Genomic DNA, 23,466 nt, shown 5'->3' with positions numbered 1-23,466 from the left:
CAGTTGCCAAAATAGACCTTATTCAGAAACACTGCCACCGGCACTTTCAATTGCTTGACGCGCACCTTTGGTCGTTAAAACACCTTGCAATTTAAGTGCACGTGTCAGTTCACCAGACATAAAAACCTTTGCAGCAAGCGCTTTTCCAGAAATAATCCCAGCCTGCTTCAAAACTAGCAAGTCTACCGTATCTACTGGCAGGTTTTGTAATTCTGACAAACGAACTTCAGCGGTATCATCTCTTGTAAGGGATTTGAAACCACGCTTAGGCAAGCGACGTTGCAAAGGCATCTGTCCGCCTTCAAAGCCAACCTTATGAAATCCACCAGCGCGTGACTTCTGGCCCTTATGACCACGTCCAGAAGTTTTACCAAATCCACATCCAATACCACGACCTACACGCCTTCTTTCCTGCTTACTGCCTTCGGCAGGTTTAATTGTATTCAGTTCCATTTAACCCTCGCATTTCACCAGGTAGTAAACCTTATTAATCATGCCACGAACTGAAGGTGTATCAACCAATTCAACAGTATGATTAGTGCGACGCAACCCTAAGCCACGCACACAAGCTATATGAGATTTCTTGGTTCCAATAACACTTTTTACAAGCGTTACTTTAACCATTTTATTAGCATTCTTTTTGGTAGTAGCCATCAATTTACTCCATTATTTCTTCAATAGATTTGCCACGTTTAGCAGCAATTTCTGAGGGAGTATTCATGGAAACCAAACCATTAATGGTTGCACGAACAACATTGTAAGGATTAGTTGAACCAATGCATTTTGCCAGCACATTATGGACACCCATAACTTCAAATATTGCGCGCATTGGTCCGCCTGCAATAATACCAGTACCTTCAGATGCAGGTTGAATAAATACTTTAGCAGCGCCGTGCGTACCCACTACAGCATGATGCAATGTACCATTCTTCAAATTAACCTTTACAAGCTTTCGACGCGCTTCATCCATAGCTTTTTGGACTGCTACCGGCACTTCACGGGATTTACCCTTTCCCATACCGATACTTCCATCGCCATCTCCAACCACCGTCAAAGCAGCAAAGCCAAGAATACGTCCACCTTTAACAACTTTTGTTACGCGATTAACCTGAACCATTTTCTCGCGCAATCCATCAGTCGTTTCTTGCTTTTCGAATTTCGCCATTATAAACCCCGTCTAAAATTCCAAACCGCTTTCACGAGCAGCTTCAGCCAAAGCTTTAATTCTACCGTGATACTTAAAACCGGAACGGTCAAATGCAACCTTTACGATACCCAGGCTCTTTGCTTTTTCAGCAATGCTTTTACCAATACTGGTAGCAGCTTGTGTATTTCCACCATTAGGCATCTCTTTACGCACAACGACATCAAGCGTTGATGAACTTGCCAGAACTTTATTACCATTCTGATCGATGATCTGTGCATATATATGAGAATTTGTACGATGAACAGACAAACGTACCATATGCAACTCAGCGATTTTGGCACGAGTTTTACGTGCTCTGCGCAAACGAGTTTGCTTCTTATCCATAATCTTAGCCCCTAATTATTTCTTCTTGGTTTCTTTCAACTTAACCACTTCATCAGCGTAGCGCACACCTTTACCTTTATAAGGTTCAGGACGGCGATAAGCTCTAATATCTGCGGCAACTTGACCAACCACTTGCTTATCAACACCCTTAATCAAAACTTCAGTTTGTGTAGGGGTAGTTACCTGAATGCCAGCTGGCATTTTGTGAGCAACCGGGTGAGAAAAACCCAAAGTCAAATTAAGCGTATCTCCTGCAGCCTGAGCACGATATCCAACACCCACCAAAGTCAGTTTACGCTCATAACCAACACTTACACCCTGAACCATATTTGCAACTAGTGAACGCATGGTTCCAGACATAGCATTTGCCAAATTAGTTTCATTTACCGCCTTGCATTGCAATAAATCACCTTCGCGATCAATTGAAACATCAGGAGACATTTTACGAACCAATGTGCCGAGAGGGCCCTTAACCGAAATTTCAGAAGCACTTAAAGTGACTTCTACATTTGCCGGTACCGTAATAGGATTTTTAGCGACTCGTGACATACTTTACTCCATCACGCAACAATACAAAGAACTTCACCACCGATTCCGGTAGCACGCGCCTTACGATCTGTTATAACACCCTTCGATGTTGATACAATCGCAATACCAAGGCCATTCATCACCTTTGGTATTTCCTGGCTGCCCTTATAAACACGCAAACCTGGGCGGCTTACACGTTCAATTTTCTCAATAACTGGCAGCCCAGCATAATATTTCAAGCCAATTTCTAAAATAGGCTTACCATCTTCATCACGTACTGCAAAGCCATCAATATAACCCTCGTCTTTTAAAACTTGAGCTATTGATACTTTCACTTTTGATGAAGGCATAGCAACATTTACTTTTTCCGAACGCTGCGCGTTACGGATTCGCGTCAACATATCGGCAATAGGATCGCTCATACTCATAATTTCTCTCCCGTTACCAACTAGCTTTAACCATGCCTGGCACTTCGCCACGCATCGCAAATTCACGAAGTTTAATACGACCTAAACCAAACTTCCGATATACGCCTCTTGGACGCCCAGTAAGTGCACAACGATTTCTCAAACGAACTGGACTAGCATTTCGTGGCAATTGCTGAATTTTCAGACGAGCAGCAAAACGCTCTTCATCTGTCAATTTAGAATTGTTTACAATTGCAATAAGTTCAGCACGTTTAGCTGCGTATTTTTCAACCGTGTTACGTCTTTTCAGATCACGGTTAATCAAAGACATCTTTGCCATATCAGCCTCAGTTCTTGAAAGGAAATTTAAAGGCAGCTAGAAGGGCACGACCCTCCTCATCTGTCTTAGCGCTGGTAGTAATACTGATATTCATACCACGCAACATATCAATTTTATCGTATTCAACTTCAGGAAAAATAATCTGTTCTTTGACGCCCATATTATAATTACCGCGACCGTCAAAAGATTTACCTGAAATTCCCCTAAAATCGCGCACACGAGGAATTGCAATAGTAACCAGGCGATCTAGAAATTCATACATCTGGTGCCTGCGTAACGTAACCATGCATCCGATAGGATAATCATCACGAATTTTAAAACCAGCAATTGATTTCCTGGATTTTGTAACAACCGGTTTTTGACCTGCAATTTTTTGCATATCACCAACTGCAAATTCCATAACTTTCTTATCAGCAACCGCTTCACCAACACCCATATTGAGCGTGATTTTTTCAATGCGAGGAACTTCCATTACTGACTTATACCCAAACTGTTTAACCAGCTCAGGAACGATTGTTTCTTTGTAATAATCTTGAAAGCGTGACATATCTACTCCTTACACATCCAATATTTCGCCGTTAGATTTGAAAGCACGTACTTTACGTCCATCTTCCAACACCTTAATACTAACGCGATCGGCTTTTTGGGTGGCCGGATTAAATAAAGCCACATTTGAAATGTGTAGTGGCATCTCTTTTTCAACAATGCCACCAGTTGAACCTTTCATAGGATTTGGTTTTTGATGCTTCTTAACTTTATTAGCACCTTCAACCAGAATTCGGTCGAGATCCAGCATCTGCAGAACTGTTCCGCGCTTTCCCTTATCTTTTCCCGTGATAATGACCACATCATCACCCTTTCGAATTTTATTCACACTTCCTCCTTACAGCACTTCTGGTGCCAGCGATACGATCTTCATAAAACGCTCAGTACGTAATTCACGTGTAACTGGGCCAAAAATACGCGTACCAATTGGCTCAAGCTTTGCATTAAGAAGTACAGCTGCATTTGCATCGAATTTGATAAGAGAGCCATCAGGACGACGAACACCTTTAGCAGTGCGCACTACTACCGCACTGTAAATTTCACCTTTCTTAACACGACCGCGGGGGGCAGCATCTTTAATAGTGACTTTGATGATATCGCCGATACCGGCATAACGACGCTTGGATCCGCCTAATACTTTAATACACTGAACAGTACGTGCACCAGTATTATCAGCAACATCCAGCTTTGATTGCATTTGAATCATTTTATTTCTCCAACTTATTCCGTCTAATGCTGAAAACACGCAGCATACAAATCAGTCCGACGGACAGTTTTGGAACCACTGCGTGGTTTACTCGCAGAGGTGCACATTTAAAAGCGAGATTATAGCGTGTATTTGCCTGCTAAGCAAGCATTAAATCAGTTTACTTTTCTCAACCAGTTTGCTTACTTTCCAGGTTTTGGTCTTTGCCATTGGACGACATTCTTCGATCAAAACAAGATCACCCTCATGAAACTCATTAGACTCATCATGAGCATGATATTTCTTTGTACGACGAATAACTTTACCTAACAATGGATGCTTTACTTTGCGTTCCACCAATACAGTAACTGTTTTATCCATTTTATCACTTACAACTTTGCCAGTTAGCGTACGCTTAACTTTAACTTCGACGTTCATGCTATTATCGCCTTTTCAGTAAGAATGGTGCGTACTCGCGCTATGTCTTTGCGTACATTACGCAATTCACTGGATTTACTCAATTGCTGTGTAGCAAACTGCATACGCAAACCAAATTGAGCTTTAAGCAATTCAACCAATTCTTTATTTAAGTCTTCTACCGACTTACTTCTAAATTCAGCAGCTTTCATATTTTTAACTTCCTACCTGACGAACAACAAAGGTCGTTTGAATTGGCAGTTTTGCAGCACCCAAGCGAAAAGCTTCGCGAGCAAGTGCTTCATCAACACCGTCCATTTCGTACAACACTTTACCGGGTTGAATTTCTGCAACATAGTATTCAGGATTACCCTTACCATTACCCATACGAACTTCAGCTGGTTTCTGTGAAATTGGCTTATCAGGGAAAATACGAATCCAAATTCTGCCACCACGTTTAATGTGACGAGTCATTGCTCTACGAGCAGCCTCAATTTGGCGTGCTGTCAAACGTCCACGACCAACTGCTTTAAGACCAAACTCACCAAAACTTACTTTTGCACCGCGAGTAGCCACGCCAGTGTTACGGCCCTTATGCTCTTTACGGTATTTTCTTCTAGCTGGCTGTAGCATGTTTAGCTCCTGACTTCCGAGGTTTTCTTTCTGGTTCAACAGCCGGCGCTACTGGTAATTCACCTTTACCCAAAACAACACCCTTGAACACCCAAACTTTCACACCAATAATGCCATAGGTGGTTTTTGCTTCAGCAAAACCATAATCCAGATCTGCTCGTAAAGTCTGCAGTGGCACACGTCCTTCTCTATACCACTCTCTTCTAGCAATCTCAATTCCGTTCAGACGACCTGAACTTTGAATTTTTATTCCCTGTGCACCTAAACGCATTGCATTTTGCATAGCACGTTTCATTGCGCGACGAAACATGATCCGTTTTTCCAACTGCGTCGCTATACTTTCAGCAATCAACTGGGCATCAATTTCAGGTTTACGAATTTCTTCGATATTAAGATGAACTGGAACACCTAACATTTTTTGCAATTGTGTTTTCAGTGACTCAATATCTTCACCTTTTTTACCAATTACAACGCCCGGTCTTGCACTATAAATAGTAATCCGTGCATTTTTTGCAGGGCGTTCAATTACAATCTTCCCAACTGAGGCATGTGATAATTTAGCCTTAAGAAATGAACGAACTTTGATATCTTCATTCAACATGGTTGCAAAATTTTTACTGCTTGCATACCATTTGGAAGACCAATTTTTCAGAACGCTAAGGCGAAAACCTATTGGATGAATCTTTTGTCCCATTTTCTTTCCTTTAATCGCCGACAGTCACGGTAATGTGGCACGTGGGTTTAAGAATTCGATTACCACGACCTTTGGCTCGAGCAGTAAAGCGTTTGAGGGAAGACCCTTCATCCACTAAAATTGTTTGAACCTTAAGTTCATCAATATCCGCACCTTCATTATGCTCAGCATTTGCTATCGCAGATTCGAGCACTTTCTTGATTATGGCAGCACCTTTCTTAGGGCTAAAAGCCAGAATATTCAGCGCACGATCAACTGGCAAACCGCGAACCTGGTCCGCAACCAAACGACCTTTTTGAGCTGACAACCTTGTGCCGCGTAATATAGCAGAAACTCTCATCATCAGCCCCTATCTCTTCGCTTTTTTATCTGCAGCATGGCCTTTAAAGGTTCTCGTCAAGGAAAACTCACCTAACTTGTGACCAACCATGTTTTCCGAAACAAATACCGGTATATGCTGCTTCCCATTATGAACAGCGATAGTCAAGCCGACAAAATCAGGCAAAACCGTAGAACGACGTGACCATGTCTTCACAGGACGCTTATCATTTGTTGCACGAACTGTCTCAATCTTCTTGAGCAAGTGTGCATCAACAAATGGACCTTTTTTAATTGAACGAGCCATTATCTCTTACTCCTTATGTGCTACGACGGCGGACGATCATGCCGGTAGTACGTTTATTGCGACGAGTACGGTAACCCTTAGTCTTAGTGCCCCATGGACTAACAGGATCACGACCGGCGGCTGTTTTACCTTCACCACCACCATGCGGGTGATCAACAGGGTTCATAACAACACCCCTAACTGTTGGACGCACACCACGCCACCTTACAGCACCAGCCTTACCAATTGAACGCAGAAAATGCTCTTCATTGCCCACTTCACCAATGGTAGCTCGGCAATCTACGTGAACCTTACGAATCTCACCCGAACGTAATCGGAGTTGCGCATAACTGCTATCTCTAGCAAGCAATTGCACAGATGTACCAGCTGAACGAGAAATCTGCGCACCCTTACCTGGCTGCATTTCGACGCAATGTATCGTCGAACCAACCGGAATATTTCGCAAAGGTAGCGCATTACCAACCTTGATAGGCGCATCTGAACCAGAAACAAGCTGCATACCAGCAGAAACACCCCGCGGAGCAATAATATAGCGACGCTCACCATCCAAATAGCATAACAGAGCCAAGTTAGCAGTTCTGTTTGGATCGTATTCAATCCGTTCTACTTTTGCGACGACACCGTCTTTATTGCGCTTGAAGTCAACGAGCCGATAATGCTGTTTATGTCCACCACCTTGGTGACGAACAGTTATACGACCATTATGATTACGGCCGGCATGTTTTGACTGACTTTCAAGCAAGGGAGCATGCGGCTTACCTTTATGCAAACCGGGCGTTACAACTTTAACTTGAGCGCGTCGACCTGGTGAGGTCGGTTTTAATTTAACAATAGCCATATTTTTATCCCCTACTCGCCAGCTACAAAGCTGATTTCCTGGCCAGGCTTAAGACATACGTAAGCCTTTTTCCAGTCTTTACGCTTGCCTATAAACTTACCCGCGCGTTTGGATTTACCCTTAACATTCGCAACCTGAACATTGTCTACTTCAACCTTGAACAGCAGTTCAACAGCCGCCTTGATTTCAGGCTTAGTTGCATCTGGGACAACACGAAATATAACCTGTTCGTTCTTATCAGCAATATAAGTTGCTTTTTCAGAGATTTGCGGAGCAAGCAACACTTGCATCAAACGCTCTTGAGTCACCTGAACGGAATTCATAGCAAAATCTCCTCAATCAACTTCACTGCATTACGCGTCACAATAACGTTACTAAAGCGCACCAAACTTACAGGATCAGCATGCTTTGCTTCAACGATTAGAACGTTGTGTAGATTTCGTGAAGACAAGTAAAGATTTTCATCAAAAGTGTCCGTGATGATCATCACATCATCCATCCCCATGCCTTTGATTTTCTTCTCTAGCAATTTTGTCTTTGGCAAATCAACCTTAAAGTCTTCAACTACTGACAAACGTCCTTCACGGGCTAACTGAGACAGTATTGAAGCCACACCAGCACGGTACATTTTACGGTTTACTTTATGACTGAAATTCTCATCCGGGCTACTTGGGAAAGTTTTACCACCCCCTCTCCACAATGGGCTAGAAGCCATACCCGCCCTTGCACGACCCGTTCCCTTTTGACGCCAAGGCTTACGCGTGCTTTTTGCAACTTCAGACCGACCCTTCTGCGCTCGGTTTCCACTGCGCGCGTTTGCTTGATACGCGACTACTACTTGATGAATCAGCGCTTCGTTATATTCACGCGCAAACAACTCATCAGAAGTTGCTACTGTTGCGGTTGACTCACCTTTATCATTTATAAGCTTTAGATCCATTATGCACCTACCTTGATACCAGGGCGTACAATCACATCACCACCCTTAGAACCTGGGATAGCACCTTTAATCAGCAGCAATTGGCGCTCAGTATCAATACGCACAATTTCCAAATTTTGCACTGTACGCTGAACATTTCCGTAATGGCCCGCCATACGCTTGCCTGGAAAAACACGGCCAGGATCTTGCGCCTGTCCAATTGAACCTGCGGAATTATGCGATACGGAGTTACCGTGACTTGCACGGTTAGAACTAAAATGGTGACGTTTAATTGCACCAGTAAAACCCTTACCCTGGGTCGTCCCTGTTACATCAACTATTTGACCAACTTGAAAAACATCGACGCTTACAACACTTCCAGCCTGCAATTCGCCTACGTCTTTTGCATTCAGACGGAATTCTTTTAAACCACGACCAGCTTCTACACCTGCTTTCGCAAAATGACCAGCCTGAGGTTTTGCTACACGACTTACACGCCGGCTACCAAAAGCCAACTGTACAGCCGAATAACCATCATTTTCAGATGTTTTAATTTGTGTTACGCGATTATTTGACATGTCGAGCACTGTTACAGGAATGGAAGTACCATCATCTGTAAATACTCGAGTCATGCCAATCTTTCGACCGACAAGTCCTAACGACATAATTATTCCCTTTTAAAGGCGCCGATTACAATTGACCGACTTATTAAGTTCTATATTTCACAATAACTGTGAAAAGCCGTGCATTATACATAGCTTTATCAGTTATCGCAAATAACACTAAATTACAGTTTGATTTCTACATCCACACCGGCTGGCAGATCAAGCTTCATCAACGCATCAACAGTCTTATCTGTTGGATCAATAATGTCCAACATACGCAAATGCGTGCGAATCTCAAACTGATCACGTGAGGATTTATTTACGTGAGGTGAGCGCAAAATATCAAAACGTTCAATACGCGTTGGCATCGGGATAGGCCCTTTAACCACAGCTCCAGTACGCTTGGCAGTTTCAACTATTTCCAAAGCAGACTGATCAATCAAACGATAATCAAATGCCTTCAGACGGATACGAATTTTTTGACTTTGCATTATTTTTCCAAAGAGCGAAGCGGAGGATAAAATACCCTCCGCATATTAATAATATAATTTACTCGATTACTTTAGCAACAACACCGGCACCAACGGTACGACCACCTTCGCGAATCGCGAAACGCAGTCCTTCTTCCATCGCTACTGGCGCGATTAATGCGACGGTGACGGATACATTGTCACCCGGCATTACCATTTCTGTTCCTGCTGGCAATTCGACTGATCCGGTTACGTCTGTGGTACGGAAAAAGAACTGCGGACGATAACCATTGAAGAATGGGGTGTGACGACCACCTTCATCTTTACCCAACACGTAGATTTCTGCAGTGAATTTGGTGTGCGGGGTGATTGATCCTGGCTTTGCCAGAACCTGGCCACGCTCTACATCTTCACGCTTGGTTCCACGCAGCAATACACCTACGTTGTCGCCTGCCTGACCTTGATCCAGCAGTTTGCGGAACATTTCTACGCCGGTACAGGTGGTTTTGACAGTGGCTTTAATTCCAACAATCTCTACTTCTTCACCGACCTTGATGATGCCTCGCTCAATACGGCCGGTTACTACTGTTCCACGACCTGAGATGGAGAATACATCTTCTACAGGCATCAGGAATGCGCCGTCTACGGCACGTTCCGGTTCCGGGATGTAGCTGTCCAGTGCTTCTGCCAATCTGAAGATGGAGGGCTCACCGATTTCTGACTGGTCACCTTCCAGCGCTTTCAGTGCTGATCCTGTTACTACCGGGGTGTCATCACCCGGGAAGTCATACTTGGATAGCAACTCGCGAATTTCCATTTCTACCAGTTCCAGCAATTCCGGATCATCTACCATGTCTGCTTTGTTCATGTATACGATGATGTAAGGTACGCCAACCTGACGCGCCAACAGAATGTGCTCACGGGTCTGGGGCATTGGGCCGTCTGCTGCAGATACCACCAGAATCGCGCCGTCCATCTGCGCTGCACCGGTGATCATGTTTTTGATGTAGTCAGCATGCCCCGGGCAATCTACGTGTGCGTAGTGACGCTTTTCTGTTTCATATTCTACGTGGGAGGTGTTGATGGTAATTCCACGTGCTTTTTCTTCCGGTGCGGAGTCAATCTGGTCGTAACCTTTTGCATCGCCACCAAATTTCTTTGACAGAATCGTGCTGATCGCCGCTGTCAGGGTGGTCTTACCATGATCTACGTGACCAATTGTTCCCACGTTTACGTGCGGTTTTGTCCGCTCAAACTTGCCTTTTGCCATGATGATTTTTCCTCTTAATTTACCTGTTATTTCTTGTTCATAATTGCTTCAGCAACGTTCTTAGGCGCTTCAGCATAATGTTTAAATTCCATCGAGTAGGTTGCGCGACCCTGAGTTGCTGAACGCAATGAAGTTGAATAGCCAAACATTTCCGCAAGCGGCACTTCTGCCTTCACTACCTTACCTGAAGGGGTATCATCCATACCTTGAATCATGCCTCGACGGGAACTCAAATCACCCATCACATCACCCATATAATCTTCAGGAGTTTCAACTTCAACTGCCATCATAGGCTCGAGCAGCACAGGACTCGCTTTACGCATACCATCTTTAAATCCGATGGAAGCAGCCATTTTAAAAGCGTTTTCATTCGAGTCAACATCATGATAAGAACCATCGAATAATGTAACCTTCACATCGACAACTGGATACCCTGCTAGCACACCATTAGGTAACGTTTCACGCAACCCTTTTTCAACAGCAGGAATAAATTCGCGAGGAACTGTACCACCTTTGATCATATCGATGAATTCAAAGCCCTTACCCGCTTCGTTTGGCTCCATTTTGAGCCATACATGACCATACTGCCCCTTACCACCAGATTGCTTAACAAATTTACCTTCGACTTCAACAGGCTTTCTAATTGCTTCACGATATGCTACTTGTGGCGCACCAACGTTGGCTTCAACACCAAATTCACGACGCATACGATCAACCAGAATCTCAAGGTGCAACTCACCCATTCCGGAAATAATTGTCTGACCAGATTCCTCATCTGTACGTACACGGAATGAAGGGTCTTCCTGAGCCAACCTGTTCAAAGCAATTCCCATTTTTTCCTGGTCAGCTTTGGTTTTCGGCTCTACTGCCACGTGAATAACCGGTTCAGGGAAAATCATGCGTTCTAGCGTAATAATTTTGGCCGGATCACATAAAGTATCGCCTGTTGTTGCTTCTTTTAAACCTACTGCAGCAGCGATATCACCCGCATGTACCTCTTTAATTTCCTCGCGCTGGTTTGCGTGCATCTGCAATATACGACCAAGACGTTCTTTTTTGCCCTTGATAGGATTGTAAATCGTATCACCAGATTTCACGATACCGGAATAAACACGGAAGAAAATTAACTGACCCACAAATGGATCGGTCATAATTTTGAATGCTAACGCAGAGAATGGATCGGTGTCATTTGCATTACGCTCAGAAATTTCACCATTTTCCAACTCACCCTTAACTGCCGCAATATCAGTAGGTGCTGGCATGTATTCAATGACCGCATCCAACATTGCCTGAACACCCTTATTCTTAAAGGCTGATCCGCAAAGCATTGGAACAATTTCGCTGGCAATAGTACGTGTACGCAAACCAAGCTTAATCTCTTCAACCGACAAATCCCCTACTTCAAGGTATTTATTCATCAGATCTTCAGATGCTTCAGCCGCACTTTCAATCATTTTTTCACGCCATTCCTGCGCCAACTCTTGCAATTCAGCAGGAATATCTCTTAATTCAAACTTCATTCCCTGAGATGCTTCATCCCAGAAAATCGCCTTCATTTTGATCAGATCTACCACACCCTTGAACTGATCTTCAGCACCAATTGGAATCTGAATTGGCACTGGATTTGCTTTTAGACGAACACGCATCTGATCATAAACTTTAAAAAAGTTTGCCCCAGAACGATCCATCTTATTCACAAAAGCCAAACGTGGCACACGATATTTATTTGCCTGACGCCACACAGTTTCCGACTGAGGCTGAACACCACCTACAGCACAATAAACCATGCATGCACCATCCAATACACGCATAGAACGCTCTACCTCAATGGTAAAGTCTACGTGCCCTGGTGTATCAATAATATTAATATGATGTTCCGGGAAATTGCCATCCATCCCCTTCCAGAAACAGGTAGTAGCAGCAGAAGTAATGGTAATACCCCGTTCTTGCTCCTGCTCCATCCAGTCCATCGTGGCAGCACCATCATGCACTTCACCAATCTTGTGCGATACGCCTGTATAGAACAAGATTCGTTCTGTCGTTGTGGTTTTGCCCGCATCAATGTGCGCACTGATGCCAATATTACGATAACGTTCGATAGGTGTTTTGCGTGCCACGGTAAGCCTTAATAAGTCAAATAGCCGCTAAGACAGGTGAATTACACCCCATCTCGCGGCAAAATTAAACAAGAAACTATTTAGAAACGGTAGTGCGCAAATGCTTTATTTGCTTCTGCCATACGATGCACTTCATCGCGCTTCTTCATAGCGCCGCCACGACCTTCCGCGGCATCCAGCAGTTCGCCAGCCAATCGAAAGCCCATAGACTTTTCTCCTCGCTTACGAGCAGCATCTTTTAACCAACGCATTGCCAAAGCAGAACGACGAACAGAACGAACTTCAACAGGAACCTGATAATTCGCACCACCTACTCGACGACTTTTAACTTCAACCACAGGTCGCACATTAGACAGGGCTGTCGTAAACACTTCCAGCGGATCTTTACCGGTCTTGGTAGCAATCTGCGTAAATGCACCATAAATGATGCGTTCTGCAACGGATTTTTTACCTTGATTCATCAATACGTTTACAAATTTAGCAACATCATGGCTGCCAAATTTTGGATCCGGCAATACCTCGCGCTTGGGTACTTCTCTACGTCTTGGCATTTTCTACCTCAATTCAATTAAGCTGATTTCGGGCGTTTAGCACCGTACTTAGAACGACTTTGCTTACGGTCTTTAACACCAGCCGTATCCAAACTTCCACGCACCGTATGATAACGAACACCCGGCAAATCCTTTACACGACCACCCCGTATTAATACCACCGAGTGTTCCTGAAGGTTGTGGCCTTCACCACCAATATAACTACTTACTTCAAAACCATTGGTCAACCTAACACGCGCAACCTTACGTAACGCAGAGTTTGGTTTCTTTGGTGTAGTTGTATAGACACGCGTACATACTCCCCGTTTTTGAGGGCAACTTTCCAGCGCTGGCACTTTACTTTTTGCTGGTTTTGCTATGCGTGGCTTACGCACTAACTGATTAATTGTTGGCATTAGCATTCATTCCTGAAAATGATGGGGACGGCTCTAAAGCCGCCCCTTAATTAAATCTCTGCAAGCCGTACCACATAACAAAACTATGGAATCGGCTAAAAAGACTGTGGATTCTATTGGCTTTTATTCAGATTGTCAAGCAACTTGCTCATCACTCTGGGTTTCAGCCCCCCCTTCTTGCCTTAAATCACGGTCTGCAGCCATATCAACTCCCAAGCGCTGCTTGCGTCTGGCAGTATGATAAGCCAGTCCAGTACCCGCAGGAATCAGACGACCAACGATTACGTTCTCTTTCAGGCCACGCAAATCGTCTTTTTTACCCATAATTGCTGCTTCTGTCAGTACACGTGTTGTTTCCTGGAAAGATGCTGCGGAAATAAACGAATCTGTTGACAAGGATGCCTTGGTAATACCCAGCAGCATATAATCGAACGTCGCTGGTTGCTTATTCTCAACTGCCATCTTTTCATTTTCTTCCAACAGGTCAGCTCGCTCAACTTGCTCGCCTGGAATAAAACGTGTTTCGCCTGGATCAACAACCGCTACACGACGCAACATTTGACGCACAATCACTTCAATGTGTTTGTCGTTAATTTTAACGCCTTGCAACCGGTAAACATCCTGCACTTCATCCGTGATATAACGTGCAAGCGCTTCCACTCCCAGCAAGCGCAAAATATCGTGTGGATCTGCTGGCCCATCAACAATACTCTCACCTCTGTTCACAACCTGACCATCGTGTGCAGTAACGTGCTTTTCTTTTGGGATAAGGTACTCATTTGCCATGCCATCCAAATCAGTGATAACTAACCGCTGCTTACCCTTAGTATCTTTTCCAAATGAAACTGTTCCTGTTACTTCTGCCAGAAGACCTGCATCTTTGGGTGAACGTGCTTCAAACAACTCTGCTACACGCGGAAGACCACCGGTAATATCGCGAGTCTTAGAGGTTTCTTGCGGTATTCTGGCCAGTACATCACCCACACTCACCTGCAGACCATCTTTAACTGTAATAATAGATCCTACATGGAATGTAATGTTGACAGGCGTGTCTGTATCAGCCAGTTTAACTTCATTACCCTGCTCATCAAGCAATTTAACTTGCGGACGCAAACCTTTAGCTTGCGCTGCACTCCTGCGTTTTGGATCGATTACTACCAGTGTAGACAAACCTGTTACATCGTCAATTTGCTTGGCAACCGTAACACCTTCTTCAACGTTTTCAAATCGCACCTTACCCGCATATTCAGTGATAATAGGACGAGTATGTGGATCCCAAGTAGCGAATACCTTACCTGCCTTCACCACATCGCCATCTGTTACTATCAGCGTGGCACCGTAAGGCACTTTATGACGCTCACGTTCTTTACCTTTTTCATCCTGAATTATTAATTCACCGCTACGGGAAATAACAATTTTTTCGCCCTTAGGATTGGTAACATAACGTAAGCCTGTCAGGAACCTTACTGCACCATTAGACTTACTGTCTATCTGGCTAGCTACTGCGGCTCGAGATGCAGCACCACCAATATGGAAGGTACGCATAGTCAACTGAGTACCTGGCTCACCAATTGATTGCGCTGCAATAACGCCAACAGCTTCGCCCACATTGACAGGTTGCCCACGACCTAAATCTCGCCCATAACATTGAGCGCACAAACCAAAACGCGTATCACAACTTAATGGTGTGCGTACTTTTACTTCATCAATACTTAGCGCTTCAATATGATCAACTTTATCTTCATCCAGCAGTGTTCCTGCTTCGTATACCGTTTCCGCTGTATCTGGATTAATAACGTCTGCAGCAACCACCCGACCTAATATACGTTCGCGTAAAGGCTCAACAACCTCACCGCCTTCAACCAAGGCTTTTACATACATGCCTTCTTTGGTACCACAATCATGTACTGTCACTACCAAGTCTTGCGTTACATCAACCAAACGACGAGTCAGATAGCCTGAATTAGCCGTTTTCAATGCGGTATCAGCCAGTCCTTTACGTGCACCGTGTGTCGAAATAAAATACTGAAGCACATTCAAACCTTCACGGAAGTTTGCTGTAATCGGCGTTTCGATAATTGAGCCATCTGGCTTAGCCATCAATCCCCTCATACCTGCCAACTGCCTAATTTGTGCAGCAGAACCACGCGCTCCAGAATCCGCCATCATATAGATGGAATTAAAGGATTCCTGACTCACTGTCTTTCCATCACGATCAACGACGCTTTCAGAACCTAGCTGAGTCATCATTGCCTTTGCAACCATATCACCTGCACGGCCCCAGATATCGACAACTTTGTTGTAGCGCTCACCCTGAGTCACCAAACCGGATGTGTATTGCGCTTCAATTTCCTTCACTTCAGCCTCAGCAGCTGCAATCAAGGATGATTTTTGCGTTGGAACCAGCATGTCATTTACGGCAATGGATATACCTGCACGTGTTGCAAGCGTAAAGCCCATGTACATTAACTTATCTGCAAAGATAACTGTCTCACGCAATCCACAACGACGGAAACTGGCATTGATAAGCTTGGAAATTTCTTTTTTCTTCAGGGACTTATCAATAAAGGAAAAAGGCAATCCTGGTGGCAGGATTTCTGAAAGAAGCGCTCTTCCAACGGTTGTTTCATATCGATTGATTTTTTCAATATGTTCCCCATCCTTAGAAACTTCAATTTCCTTGATCCTCACCATAATCTTTGCATGCAATTCAACTTGCCGTGATTCATACGCACGTGAAACTTCATCTACATTGGCGAAGCGTGTCCCTTCGCCCTTTGCGTTAATTTTTTCGCGAGTTGTATAATACAATCCAAGCACGATATCTTGAGACGGCACAATGATTGGTTCACCGTTAGCAGGTGACATGACGTTATTGCTTGCCAACATCAATGTTCTGGCTTCCATTTGCGCTTCTAGCGACAGAGGCACATGAACAGCCATTTGGTCACCGTCAAAGTCGGCGTTAAACGCCGCACATACCAATGGGTGCAATTGAATAGCCTTACCTTCAATCAACATCGGTTCGAAAGCCTGAATACCTAAACGATGTAGTGTTGGCGCGCGATTCAGCAAAATTGGATGTTCACGAATCACATCTTCAAGAATATCCCAAACTTCGGGGATTTCGTCTTCTACCATGCGCTTTGCCGCTTTAATCGTTGTTGCAAGACCCATTACTTCCAATTTATGGAAAATGAACGGCTTGAACAATTCCAGCGCCATTTTCTTAGGCAGACCACATTGATGCAATTTCAACTGCGGACCAACAACAATAACGGAACGACCTGAGTAATCAACTCGCTTACCCAAAAGGTTCTGACGGAATCGTCCGCCCTTACCTTTAATCATATCGGCAAGAGATTTCAATGGACGCTTATTCGCGCCAGTCATAGCCTTACCGCGGCGTCCGTTGTCCAGAAGGGAGTCAACCGATTCTTGAAGCATCCGCTTTTCATTTCGAACAATAATTTCCGGTGCTTTTAATTCCAGCAATCGCTTCAACCGGTTATTTCTGTTTATTACACGGCGATACAAATCATTCAAGTCTGAAGTAGCAAACCTACCTCCATCCAATGGCACAAGTGGGCGTAACTCTGGCGGAAGTACAGGTAATACCTGCAATATCATCCACTCTGGTTTAATACCGGACTTCTGGAAACCTTCCAGAACTTTTAGACGTTTTGCTAGTTTTTTGATTTTTGTATCAGAACCAGTTGAATCCAGCTCGCGACGCAAACGTTCAATTTCAGCATTCAAGTCAAGAGAAGACAGTAGGTCACGAACCCCTTCTGCACCCATGAACGCTTTAAATTCATCACCATACTCTTCAACTTTTGCCAGATAATCATCTTCAGTTAATAACTGGCAGCGAGCTAAAGGGGTCATACCTGGATCTGTAACAACATACCCCTCGAAATACAATACGCGTTCAATATCGCGCAGTGTCATATCGAGAACCATCCCCAACCGGGAAGGCAGTGACTTTAAAAACCAGATATGTGCAACCGGGCTTGCGAGTTCAATATGAGCCATACGCTCACGACGAACTTTAGAAAGCGTAACTTCTACACCGCATTTTTCACAAATTACACCACGATGCTTTAAGCGTTTGTATTTACCACATAAGCATTCGTAATCTTTAGTAGGTCCAAATATTTTTGCACAAAACAGTCCATCGCGTTCAGGCTTAAATGTACGGTAATTGATTGTTTCAGGTTTTTTTACTTCGCCATACGACCAAGAACGAATTTTTTCTGGAGAAGCCAGACCGATTTTAATCGCATCAAATTCTTCTTCCTGTGTTACCTGTTTAAATAAATCGAGCAATGCTTTCATTTGCGACTCCTAATATTTGGCAGTCTTACTGGAATGACGGGTTTAGATCTTAATTAACGAAGCGTCGAGGTTACTCAGACGCTTCTAGCTCACAGTTTTCAATACCGCTCTAGATCAATATCAATTCCCAGCGAACGAATTTCTTTCACCAACACATTGAAAGATTCTGGCATACCAGCATCAATCTTGTGCTCACCCTTGACAATATTTTCATAAACTTTAGTACGGCCGCTTACGTCGTCTGACTTCACTGTCAGCATCTCCTGAAGCGTGTATGCAGCTCCATACGCTTCCAATGCCCACACTTCCATCTCACCGAAACGCTGACCACCAAACTGCGCCTTACCACCCAACGGCTGCTGGGTAACCAAACTATAAGGTCCAGTTGAACGCGCATGCATCTTATCGTCAACTAAATGGTGTAATTTCAGAACATGCATATAGCCTACAGTAACTGGTCGGTCAAACTTTTCACCGGTTCGACCATCAGTCAGATGTATCTGACCAGATCTAGGCAGATCTGCCAACTCAAGCATATCTTTAATTTCTTCTTCGTTAGCACCGTCAAATACTGGCGTTGCAAAAGGGACACCTTTTTTCAAATTGCCTGCCAAGTCCAATATTTCATTATCAGTCAAAGAAGCAATATCTTCTGGCTTACCAGTACTATTGTAAATTTTATCTATGAATGCACGGATATCGTCAACTTTAGCTTTTGCTTGCAACATATCGTCAATCTTTTTGCCCAGTCCTTTTGCAGCCCAGCCCAGATGCGTTTCAAGAATCTGACCAACGTTCATTCGCGAAGGGACGCCAAGTGGATTCAATACGATGTCCATTGGAATACCCCCATCTGTGTAGGGCATATCTTCTACTGGTACTATCCTGGAAACCACACCTTTATTACCATGGCGTCCAGCCATTTTATCGCCAGGCTGTAGACGACGTTTAACAGCAACATACACCTTGACCATTTTTTGAACACCAGGTGAAAGTTCATCACCACTTGTCAATTTTTTACGTTTTTCTTCAAAAGCCTGATCAAAATCAACACGCTTCTGAGCCAGACTATCTTTCAGGGATTCAAGCTGTCGTGCTGCCGTTTCATCAGCCAGTCTAATATCAAACCAATCATGACGATTCATATCTGCAAGATACGATTTAGTAACTTTCGTACCTTTAGCTAATTTCTTAGGACCGCCATTTGCTACTTTATCAAAAAGCAAACGTTCAATACGTCCGAACGCGTCATCTTCAACAATTCGCATCTGATCAGCCAGATCTTTTTTGAATTGCTTTAATTGATCATCAATAATCTGTGTAGCACGCTTGTCGCGCTCAATGCCTTCCCGTGTAAATACCTGCACATCAATAACTGTACCCGACATACCGGATGGAACGCGCAGGGATGTATCTTTTACATCCGAAGCCTTTTCACCAAAAATTGCACGTAGCAGTTTTTCTTCCGGGGTAAGTTGTGTTTCACCTTTAGGTGTCACTTTACCTACCAGAACATCGCCAGCTTCTACTTCGGCACCAATGTAGCAGATTCCTGATTCATCCAACCTGGACAACATGCGCTCAGACAGATTTGAAATATCACGGGTAATCTCTTCAGGGCCTAGCTTCGTATCCCTTGCCACCACTGACAATTCTTCAATATGAATGGACGTAAAACGATCATCAGCTACAACTCGCTCAGAGATTAGAATCGAATCTTCAAAGTTATATCCGTTCCATGGCATGAATGCCACCAGCAGGTTCTGCCCCAGGGCCAACTCACCCATATCGGTGGATGCACCATCTGCAATGACGTCTCCCTTTGCAAGTACGTCACCCACATGCACCAATGGTCTTTGATTAATATTGGTGTTCTGGTTAGAGCGGGTATACTTAATCAGCGTGTAGATATCCACACCCACTTCGCCTTCCAATGCCTCTTCATCGTGAACTCGCACAACAATACGACCAGCATCAACGTAATCCACCACACCGCCACGCAATGCCTGAACAGTAGTACCTGAATCAACGGCAGCTGTACGCTCTATCCCTGTACCCACCAATGATTTTTCAGCGCGCAGGCAAGGCACTGCCTGACGCTGCATGTTTGAACCCATCAAAGCGCGGTTTGCATCATCGTGTTCCAGGAAAGGAATCAATGAAGCAGCAACAGAAACGATCTGTGATGGCGCAACGTCCATATATTCAATTCGGTCTGGAGATGAAAGTGCAAATTCATTTTTATGTCTGCACGAAACAATATCCTGCTCGAATTTACCTTCTTTACTCAAGTCTGCATTAGCCTGAGCAATCACAAACTTACTTTCTTCAATGGCTGATAAATAATCAATCTGATCAGTCACCTTCCCATCAATCACTTTACGGTATGGTGTTTCAAGGAAACCATACTCATTGGTGCGAGAGAAAAGTGCCAACGAATTAATCAAACCAATATTTGGACCCTCTGGTGTTTCAATAGGGCAAACTCGACCATAATGTGTAGGATGTACGTCACGCACTTCAAATCCAGCACGCTCACGAGTCAAACCACCAGGACCCAGTGCTGAAACACGACGCTTATGTGTAATCTCGGATAAAGGATTAGTCTGGTCCATGAATTGTGAAAGCTGGCTGGAACCGAAAAACTCCTTAACAGCTGCAGACACTGGCTTCGCATTGATTAGATCATGCGGCATCAGGTTTTCTGACTCAGCCTGGCTCAAACGTTCTTTTACAGCACGTTCAACGCGCACAAGACCTGACCGGAATTGGTTTTCAGCGAGTTCACCTACGCTTCTTACCCGGCGATTCCCTAAATGATCAATATCGTCAATCTCACCGCGTCCGTTACGCAGTTCAACCAGTATTTTGATAACTGCAATAATATCTTCATTATCCAGCGTACCTGACCCTACTAGTTCTTCACGGCCTACGCGACGATTAAACTTCATACGGCCAACAGCAGACAAATCGTAACGATCCTCACTGAAGAACAATGATGTAAACAAGGCTTTAACTGAATCTTCGGTTGGTGGCTCACCTGGGCGCATCATTCGGTAAATAGCTACTTGCGCGGCCAATTGATCCAGAGTTTCATCTATACGCAGGGTCGAGGAAATGTACGTACCCTGATCCAAATCATTGGTATAGATAGTCTGAATCTTGGTAACACCCACTTCGCGAAGTTTTTCTAGCACTTCTTCAGTAATTTCGTCGTTAGCATTTGCGATGATTTCACCGCTTTCTTTATCGACAATATTATGAGAAAGCACGTGGCCGATCAAAAACTCTTCTGGTACTGCAAGCTTTTGAATGCCAGCTTTTTCCATTTCACGAGTGTGCTTAACGGTAATCCGTTTGTCCTTTGGTACGATTACTGTCCCATCTTTTGAAACAATATCGAAACGCGCAATCTCTCCGCGAAGACGATCAGGGACTAATTCAAATTGAATCCCCTTCTTTAAAATATGGAAGGTGTCATTGACAAAAAACAACGCCAATATTTCTTCAGAGGAATAATTTAAAGCCTTTAACAATGTGGTCACTGGCATTTTGCGACGACGATCGACTCGGAAATATAAAAAGTCTTTAGCGTCAAACTCGAAATCCAACCATGAACCACGGTAAGGAATAATCCGCGCTGAAAACAATAATTTCCCGGAAGAATGCGTTTTACCCCGATCATGTTCAAAAAACACACCCGGAGAACGATGTAATTGGGAAACAATCACCCGCTCAGTACCATTTATAATGAATGACCCGGTATGCGTCATGAGCGGCATTTCACCCATGTACACTTCCTGCTCCTTAACCTCTTTTACTGTAGGTTTGGAAGCCTCTTTGTCCATGATGGTTAAACGCACCTTTGCGCGCAAAGGTGCGGCATAAGTCAGACCACGTTGATGACACTCTTTCATGTCAAATGGTGGCTCACCCATAGTGTAACTAACATAGTCAAGCTTTGCATTTCCCGAATGACTTACGATAGGAAAGATAGACGTAAAGGCAGCTTGCAACCCTTCATTTTTGCGCATATTCTGAGGGACATCAGCTTGCAAAAATGAGGCAAATGAATCAAGCTGTGTGGACAGAAGAAAAGGAACGGGTAAAACGCTTGCGCGTTTAGCAAAACTTTTACGAATCCGTTTTTTCTCGGCAAAAGTATAGCTCATAATTTCTCCAAGGAGTTGGCTAGCGCAGCAAAAAACAAAAGACAACAAACTGCGTAATAAGGTTCAGAATTGTAATAAAAAATTCGGTGAATTATTGATTCCAACTCTTACGAACTGAATTCTGTCTTGTGTTTTCTGTAAACAGAAAACTCGAAGCAACTCAGAGAATTGCTTCGAGAATTAATTTGAGGGATGCGAACCGCACCACCCCAAGGGCACAACATTTTATTACTTAATCTCAGCAGTACCACCAGCTTCAACAATCTGTTTCTGGATTGCTTCAGCATCAGCTTTAGAAACGCCTTCTTTAACAGCTTTAGGTGCGCCATCAACCAAGTCTTTAGCTTCTTTCAAGCCCAAACCTGTAATGGTACGAACAACTTTAATTACGTTAACCTTGTTATCACCACAAGCGGTCAAAATAACGTTAAATTCGGTTTGCTCTTCAGCAGCAGCTGCACCACCAGCGGCAGCTGGTGCAGCAACAGCAACTGCAGCAGCTGCAGACACACCAAATTTCTCTTCCATTTCTTTAATCAGTTCGGACAAGTCCAGAACAGACATACTTGATATTGCATCCAAAATTTCAGCTTTTGAAACAGCCATTTTATTCTCCTGATTTAAATAGTCTTGGTGAACGGGGAGCATCCCACCTTCACCGAATTAATTAAGCAGCTTGCTTTTGATCGCGTACAGCAGCCAAACCACGAACGAATTTCGTAGGCACTTCATTGAGTGTCTGTACAAATTTCGCAATCGGTGCTTGCATCGTGCCCAACAACTTAGCCAGTAACTCATCACGGCTTGGCATAGCAGCAAGTGTCGCGACTTCTTTTGAAGTCATGACTTGATTTGCCATTGCGCCAGCCTTAATGACAAATTTGTCATTAGTTTTAGCGAAGTCGTGCAACACTTTAGCCACCGCAACCGGATCACTTGACATGCCATATACCAACGGCCCCACCATATGTGGCGCTAAATCGGCAAAAGGTGTGTCTGCAACTGCGCGACGGGCTAGCGTGTTTTTAAGAACTCGAAAATAAACACCAGCGGCACGTGCTTTTGCACGAAGCGCAGTAATTTGTCCGACTTCAAGACCGCGATACTCAGCGACGACAATAGCTTGAGCTGTTGACACCTGGATGCCAACTTCAGCTACAACCGCTTTCTTCTCATCTAGATTGAGACTCAAGGCCTTTCCTCCTTCCGTTAAAATTAAGCTGCTATTTTCAAATGCAAAAATAACAACCAACCCACGGCGACCTTTCTTCCAGGAGAACCAGATAATATGACTTAAATTTAGTCATCCTACCCAAATCCTGTTTCGGGTTCACCATCTGCGCGGGGAGCACACACGTTACTCATGCAAACAGAATTCACACAAA

The 23,466-nt window shown here is 44.0% G+C and carries 29 protein-coding genes; all 29 read right to left on the bottom strand.

Features of this window, described 5'->3' with window-relative positions:
* Window positions 1-18 precede the first annotated feature (18 nt).
* The 29 genes from rplO to rplJ all read right to left on the bottom strand — a co-directional run bounded on the left by rplO (window position 19) and on the right by rplJ (window position 23,273).
* Complete coding sequence (gene rplO / locus EDC63_RS13145; RefSeq protein WP_124946387.1) at window positions 19-453, bottom strand: 50S ribosomal protein L15; 435 nt, start codon at window positions 451-453, stop codon at window positions 19-21.
* Window positions 454-654, bottom strand: coding sequence for a 50S ribosomal protein L30 (rpmD, locus tag EDC63_RS13140; protein WP_124946385.1), 201 nt, complete (start codon window positions 652-654; stop codon window positions 454-456).
* A 4-nt stretch (window positions 655-658) separates the two neighbouring features.
* Window positions 659-1,165 (bottom strand): 30S ribosomal protein S5, encoded by a 507-nt coding sequence (gene rpsE, locus EDC63_RS13135; RefSeq protein WP_124946383.1) that lies wholly within the window; start codon window positions 1,163-1,165, stop codon window positions 659-661.
* A gap of 12 nt (window positions 1,166-1,177) precedes the next feature.
* Entirely contained in the window at window positions 1,178-1,531 is a 354-nt protein-coding gene (gene rplR / locus EDC63_RS13130; protein ID WP_124946381.1) for a 50S ribosomal protein L18, read from the bottom strand.
* A 15-nt stretch (window positions 1,532-1,546) separates the two neighbouring features.
* Entirely contained in the window at window positions 1,547-2,080 is a 534-nt protein-coding gene (gene rplF, locus EDC63_RS13125) for a 50S ribosomal protein L6 (RefSeq protein WP_124946379.1), read from the bottom strand.
* 11 nt (window positions 2,081-2,091) lie between these two features.
* Window positions 2,092-2,487 carry a 30S ribosomal protein S8 gene (gene rpsH, locus EDC63_RS13120; RefSeq protein WP_124946377.1) on the bottom strand — a complete coding sequence of 132 codons (396 nt, stop codon included), beginning with the start codon at window positions 2,485-2,487 and terminating at the stop codon, window positions 2,092-2,094.
* 13 nt (window positions 2,488-2,500) lie between these two features.
* Entirely contained in the window at window positions 2,501-2,806 is a 306-nt protein-coding gene (gene rpsN / locus EDC63_RS13115; protein WP_124946375.1) for a 30S ribosomal protein S14, read from the bottom strand.
* Between the two features lie 7 nt (window positions 2,807-2,813).
* Complete coding sequence (rplE, locus tag EDC63_RS13110) at window positions 2,814-3,353, bottom strand: 50S ribosomal protein L5 (protein ID WP_124946373.1); 540 nt, start codon at window positions 3,351-3,353, stop codon at window positions 2,814-2,816.
* A gap of 9 nt (window positions 3,354-3,362) precedes the next feature.
* The gene (gene rplX / locus EDC63_RS13105; RefSeq protein WP_124946371.1) at window positions 3,363-3,680 is read right to left on the bottom strand and encodes a 50S ribosomal protein L24; all 318 of its coding nucleotides are present in this window, start codon (window positions 3,678-3,680) and stop codon (window positions 3,363-3,365) included.
* Window positions 3,681-3,689: 9 nt separating this feature from the next.
* On the bottom strand, window positions 3,690-4,058 hold the full coding sequence (rplN, locus tag EDC63_RS13100; protein ID WP_124946370.1) for a 50S ribosomal protein L14: 369 nt from the start codon (window positions 4,056-4,058) through the stop codon (window positions 3,690-3,692).
* A 150-nt stretch (window positions 4,059-4,208) separates the two neighbouring features.
* Window positions 4,209-4,475 carry a 30S ribosomal protein S17 gene (gene rpsQ, locus EDC63_RS13095; RefSeq protein ID WP_124946367.1) on the bottom strand — a complete coding sequence of 89 codons (267 nt, stop codon included), beginning with the start codon at window positions 4,473-4,475 and terminating at the stop codon, window positions 4,209-4,211.
* Window positions 4,472-4,666: a 50S ribosomal protein L29 gene (rpmC, locus tag EDC63_RS13090; protein WP_124946365.1), complete on the bottom strand. Its 195-nt coding sequence runs from the start codon at window positions 4,664-4,666 to the stop codon at window positions 4,472-4,474. Before rpmC ends, rpsQ begins: the two co-directional genes overlap by 4 nt.
* Window positions 4,667-4,670: 4 nt before the next feature.
* Complete coding sequence (gene rplP / locus EDC63_RS13085; RefSeq protein WP_124946363.1) at window positions 4,671-5,087, bottom strand: 50S ribosomal protein L16; 417 nt, start codon at window positions 5,085-5,087, stop codon at window positions 4,671-4,673.
* Window positions 5,071-5,781, bottom strand: a complete 711-nt coding sequence (rpsC, locus tag EDC63_RS13080) for a 30S ribosomal protein S3 (protein WP_124946361.1) — start codon at window positions 5,779-5,781, stop codon at window positions 5,071-5,073. The genes rplP and rpsC overlap by 17 nt, the downstream gene beginning before the upstream one ends.
* A gap of 10 nt (window positions 5,782-5,791) precedes the next feature.
* Window positions 5,792-6,121 carry a 50S ribosomal protein L22 gene (rplV, locus tag EDC63_RS13075; RefSeq protein WP_124946427.1) on the bottom strand — a complete coding sequence of 110 codons (330 nt, stop codon included), beginning with the start codon at window positions 6,119-6,121 and terminating at the stop codon, window positions 5,792-5,794.
* 9 nt (window positions 6,122-6,130) lie between these two features.
* Window positions 6,131-6,406 (bottom strand): 30S ribosomal protein S19, encoded by a 276-nt coding sequence (gene rpsS, locus EDC63_RS13070; RefSeq protein ID WP_124946359.1) that lies wholly within the window; start codon window positions 6,404-6,406, stop codon window positions 6,131-6,133.
* A gap of 13 nt (window positions 6,407-6,419) precedes the next feature.
* A complete protein-coding gene (gene rplB, locus EDC63_RS13065) occupies window positions 6,420-7,244 on the bottom strand; it encodes a 50S ribosomal protein L2 (RefSeq protein ID WP_124946357.1) in 825 nt (274 codons plus the stop codon).
* 11 nt (window positions 7,245-7,255) lie between these two features.
* Entirely contained in the window at window positions 7,256-7,567 is a 312-nt protein-coding gene (rplW, locus tag EDC63_RS13060; RefSeq protein ID WP_223248270.1) for a 50S ribosomal protein L23, read from the bottom strand.
* On the bottom strand, window positions 7,564-8,184 hold the full coding sequence (gene rplD / locus EDC63_RS13055) for a 50S ribosomal protein L4 (protein ID WP_124946355.1): 621 nt from the start codon (window positions 8,182-8,184) through the stop codon (window positions 7,564-7,566). Before rplD ends, rplW begins: the two co-directional genes overlap by 4 nt.
* Window positions 8,184-8,828 carry a 50S ribosomal protein L3 gene (gene rplC / locus EDC63_RS13050; RefSeq protein ID WP_124946353.1) on the bottom strand — a complete coding sequence of 215 codons (645 nt, stop codon included), beginning with the start codon at window positions 8,826-8,828 and terminating at the stop codon, window positions 8,184-8,186. Before rplC ends, rplD begins: the two co-directional genes overlap by 1 nt.
* A gap of 122 nt (window positions 8,829-8,950) precedes the next feature.
* Window positions 8,951-9,259, bottom strand: coding sequence for a 30S ribosomal protein S10 (gene rpsJ, locus EDC63_RS13045; RefSeq protein ID WP_124946351.1), 309 nt, complete (start codon window positions 9,257-9,259; stop codon window positions 8,951-8,953).
* A 58-nt stretch (window positions 9,260-9,317) separates the two neighbouring features.
* Complete coding sequence (gene tuf, locus EDC63_RS13040) at window positions 9,318-10,508, bottom strand: elongation factor Tu (RefSeq protein ID WP_124946879.1); 1,191 nt, start codon at window positions 10,506-10,508, stop codon at window positions 9,318-9,320.
* A gap of 26 nt (window positions 10,509-10,534) precedes the next feature.
* Entirely contained in the window at window positions 10,535-12,625 is a 2,091-nt protein-coding gene (gene fusA, locus EDC63_RS13035; RefSeq protein ID WP_124945403.1) for an elongation factor G, read from the bottom strand.
* A gap of 80 nt (window positions 12,626-12,705) precedes the next feature.
* Window positions 12,706-13,176 (bottom strand): 30S ribosomal protein S7, encoded by a 471-nt coding sequence (gene rpsG / locus EDC63_RS13030; protein WP_124945402.1) that lies wholly within the window; start codon window positions 13,174-13,176, stop codon window positions 12,706-12,708.
* Between the two features lie 17 nt (window positions 13,177-13,193).
* On the bottom strand, window positions 13,194-13,571 hold the full coding sequence (gene rpsL / locus EDC63_RS13025) for a 30S ribosomal protein S12 (RefSeq protein ID WP_124945401.1): 378 nt from the start codon (window positions 13,569-13,571) through the stop codon (window positions 13,194-13,196).
* Between the two features lie 135 nt (window positions 13,572-13,706).
* Window positions 13,707-17,909 carry a DNA-directed RNA polymerase subunit beta' gene (rpoC, locus tag EDC63_RS13020; RefSeq protein ID WP_124945400.1) on the bottom strand — a complete coding sequence of 1,401 codons (4,203 nt, stop codon included), beginning with the start codon at window positions 17,907-17,909 and terminating at the stop codon, window positions 13,707-13,709.
* Between the two features lie 98 nt (window positions 17,910-18,007).
* Complete coding sequence (rpoB, locus tag EDC63_RS13015) at window positions 18,008-22,081, bottom strand: DNA-directed RNA polymerase subunit beta (protein ID WP_124945399.1); 4,074 nt, start codon at window positions 22,079-22,081, stop codon at window positions 18,008-18,010.
* Window positions 22,082-22,309: 228 nt separating this feature from the next.
* Entirely contained in the window at window positions 22,310-22,687 is a 378-nt protein-coding gene (rplL, locus tag EDC63_RS13010) for a 50S ribosomal protein L7/L12 (protein ID WP_124945398.1), read from the bottom strand.
* A gap of 61 nt (window positions 22,688-22,748) precedes the next feature.
* Window positions 22,749-23,273, bottom strand: coding sequence for a 50S ribosomal protein L10 (gene rplJ, locus EDC63_RS13005; protein ID WP_124945397.1), 525 nt, complete (start codon window positions 23,271-23,273; stop codon window positions 22,749-22,751).
* Between the last annotated feature and the right edge of the window lie 193 nt (window positions 23,274-23,466).

The organism is Sulfurirhabdus autotrophica, from assembly GCF_004346685.1.
In the GTDB taxonomy this organism is placed as follows: Bacteria; Pseudomonadota; Gammaproteobacteria; order Burkholderiales; family SMCO01; genus Sulfurirhabdus; species Sulfurirhabdus autotrophica.
Note: the sequence above shows the minus strand (reverse complement) of the source record. Positions and strands in the feature narration are given on the sequence as shown.

Coding starts and splice junctions, on each gene's coding strand:
- rpsE (WP_124946383.1), bottom strand. CDS start 1,165: ATGGCGAAATTCGAAAAGCAAGAAACGACTGATGGATTGCGCGAGAAA.
- rpoB (WP_124945399.1), bottom strand. CDS start 22,081: ATGAGCTATACTTTTGCCGAGAAAAAACGGATTCGTAAAAGTTTTGCT.
- rpmC (WP_124946365.1), bottom strand. CDS start 4,666: ATGAAAGCTGCTGAATTTAGAAGTAAGTCGGTAGAAGACTTAAATAAA.
- rplL (WP_124945398.1), bottom strand. CDS start 22,687: ATGGCTGTTTCAAAAGCTGAAATTTTGGATGCAATATCAAGTATGTCT.
- rplC (WP_124946353.1), bottom strand. CDS start 8,828: ATGTCGTTAGGACTTGTCGGTCGAAAGATTGGCATGACTCGAGTATTT.
- rplV (WP_124946427.1), bottom strand. CDS start 6,121: ATGAGAGTTTCTGCTATATTACGCGGCACAAGGTTGTCAGCTCAAAAA.
- rplB (WP_124946357.1), bottom strand. CDS start 7,244: ATGGCTATTGTTAAATTAAAACCGACCTCACCAGGTCGACGCGCTCAA.
- rplR (WP_124946381.1), bottom strand. CDS start 1,531: ATGGATAAGAAGCAAACTCGTTTGCGCAGAGCACGTAAAACTCGTGCC.
- tuf (WP_124946879.1), bottom strand. CDS start 10,508: ATGGCAAAAGGCAAGTTTGAGCGGACAAAACCGCACGTAAACGTGGGA.
- rplN (WP_124946370.1), bottom strand. CDS start 4,058: ATGATTCAAATGCAATCAAAGCTGGATGTTGCTGATAATACTGGTGCA.
- rpsH (WP_124946377.1), bottom strand. CDS start 2,487: ATGAGTATGAGCGATCCTATTGCCGATATGTTGACGCGAATCCGTAAC.
- rpsC (WP_124946361.1), bottom strand. CDS start 5,781: ATGGGACAAAAGATTCATCCAATAGGTTTTCGCCTTAGCGTTCTGAAA.
- rplF (WP_124946379.1), bottom strand. CDS start 2,080: ATGTCACGAGTCGCTAAAAATCCTATTACGGTACCGGCAAATGTAGAA.
- rpsQ (WP_124946367.1), bottom strand. CDS start 4,475: ATGAACGTCGAAGTTAAAGTTAAGCGTACGCTAACTGGCAAAGTTGTA.
- rplO (WP_124946387.1), bottom strand. CDS start 453: ATGGAACTGAATACAATTAAACCTGCCGAAGGCAGTAAGCAGGAAAGA.
- rplE (WP_124946373.1), bottom strand. CDS start 3,353: ATGTCACGCTTTCAAGATTATTACAAAGAAACAATCGTTCCTGAGCTG.
- rpsJ (WP_124946351.1), bottom strand. CDS start 9,259: ATGCAAAGTCAAAAAATTCGTATCCGTCTGAAGGCATTTGATTATCGT.
- rplW (WP_223248270.1), bottom strand. CDS start 7,567: ATGAATTCCGTTCAGGTGACTCAAGAGCGTTTGATGCAAGTGTTGCTT.
- rpmD (WP_124946385.1), bottom strand. CDS start 654: ATGGCTACTACCAAAAAGAATGCTAATAAAATGGTTAAAGTAACGCTT.
- rplP (WP_124946363.1), bottom strand. CDS start 5,087: ATGCTACAGCCAGCTAGAAGAAAATACCGTAAAGAGCATAAGGGCCGT.
- rpsL (WP_124945401.1), bottom strand. CDS start 13,571: ATGCCAACAATTAATCAGTTAGTGCGTAAGCCACGCATAGCAAAACCA.
- rpoC (WP_124945400.1), bottom strand. CDS start 17,909: ATGAAAGCATTGCTCGATTTATTTAAACAGGTAACACAGGAAGAAGAA.
- rpsN (WP_124946375.1), bottom strand. CDS start 2,806: ATGGCAAAGATGTCTTTGATTAACCGTGATCTGAAAAGACGTAACACG.
- rpsS (WP_124946359.1), bottom strand. CDS start 6,406: ATGGCTCGTTCAATTAAAAAAGGTCCATTTGTTGATGCACACTTGCTC.
- rpsG (WP_124945402.1), bottom strand. CDS start 13,176: ATGCCAAGACGTAGAGAAGTACCCAAGCGCGAGGTATTGCCGGATCCA.
- rplD (WP_124946355.1), bottom strand. CDS start 8,184: ATGGATCTAAAGCTTATAAATGATAAAGGTGAGTCAACCGCAACAGTA.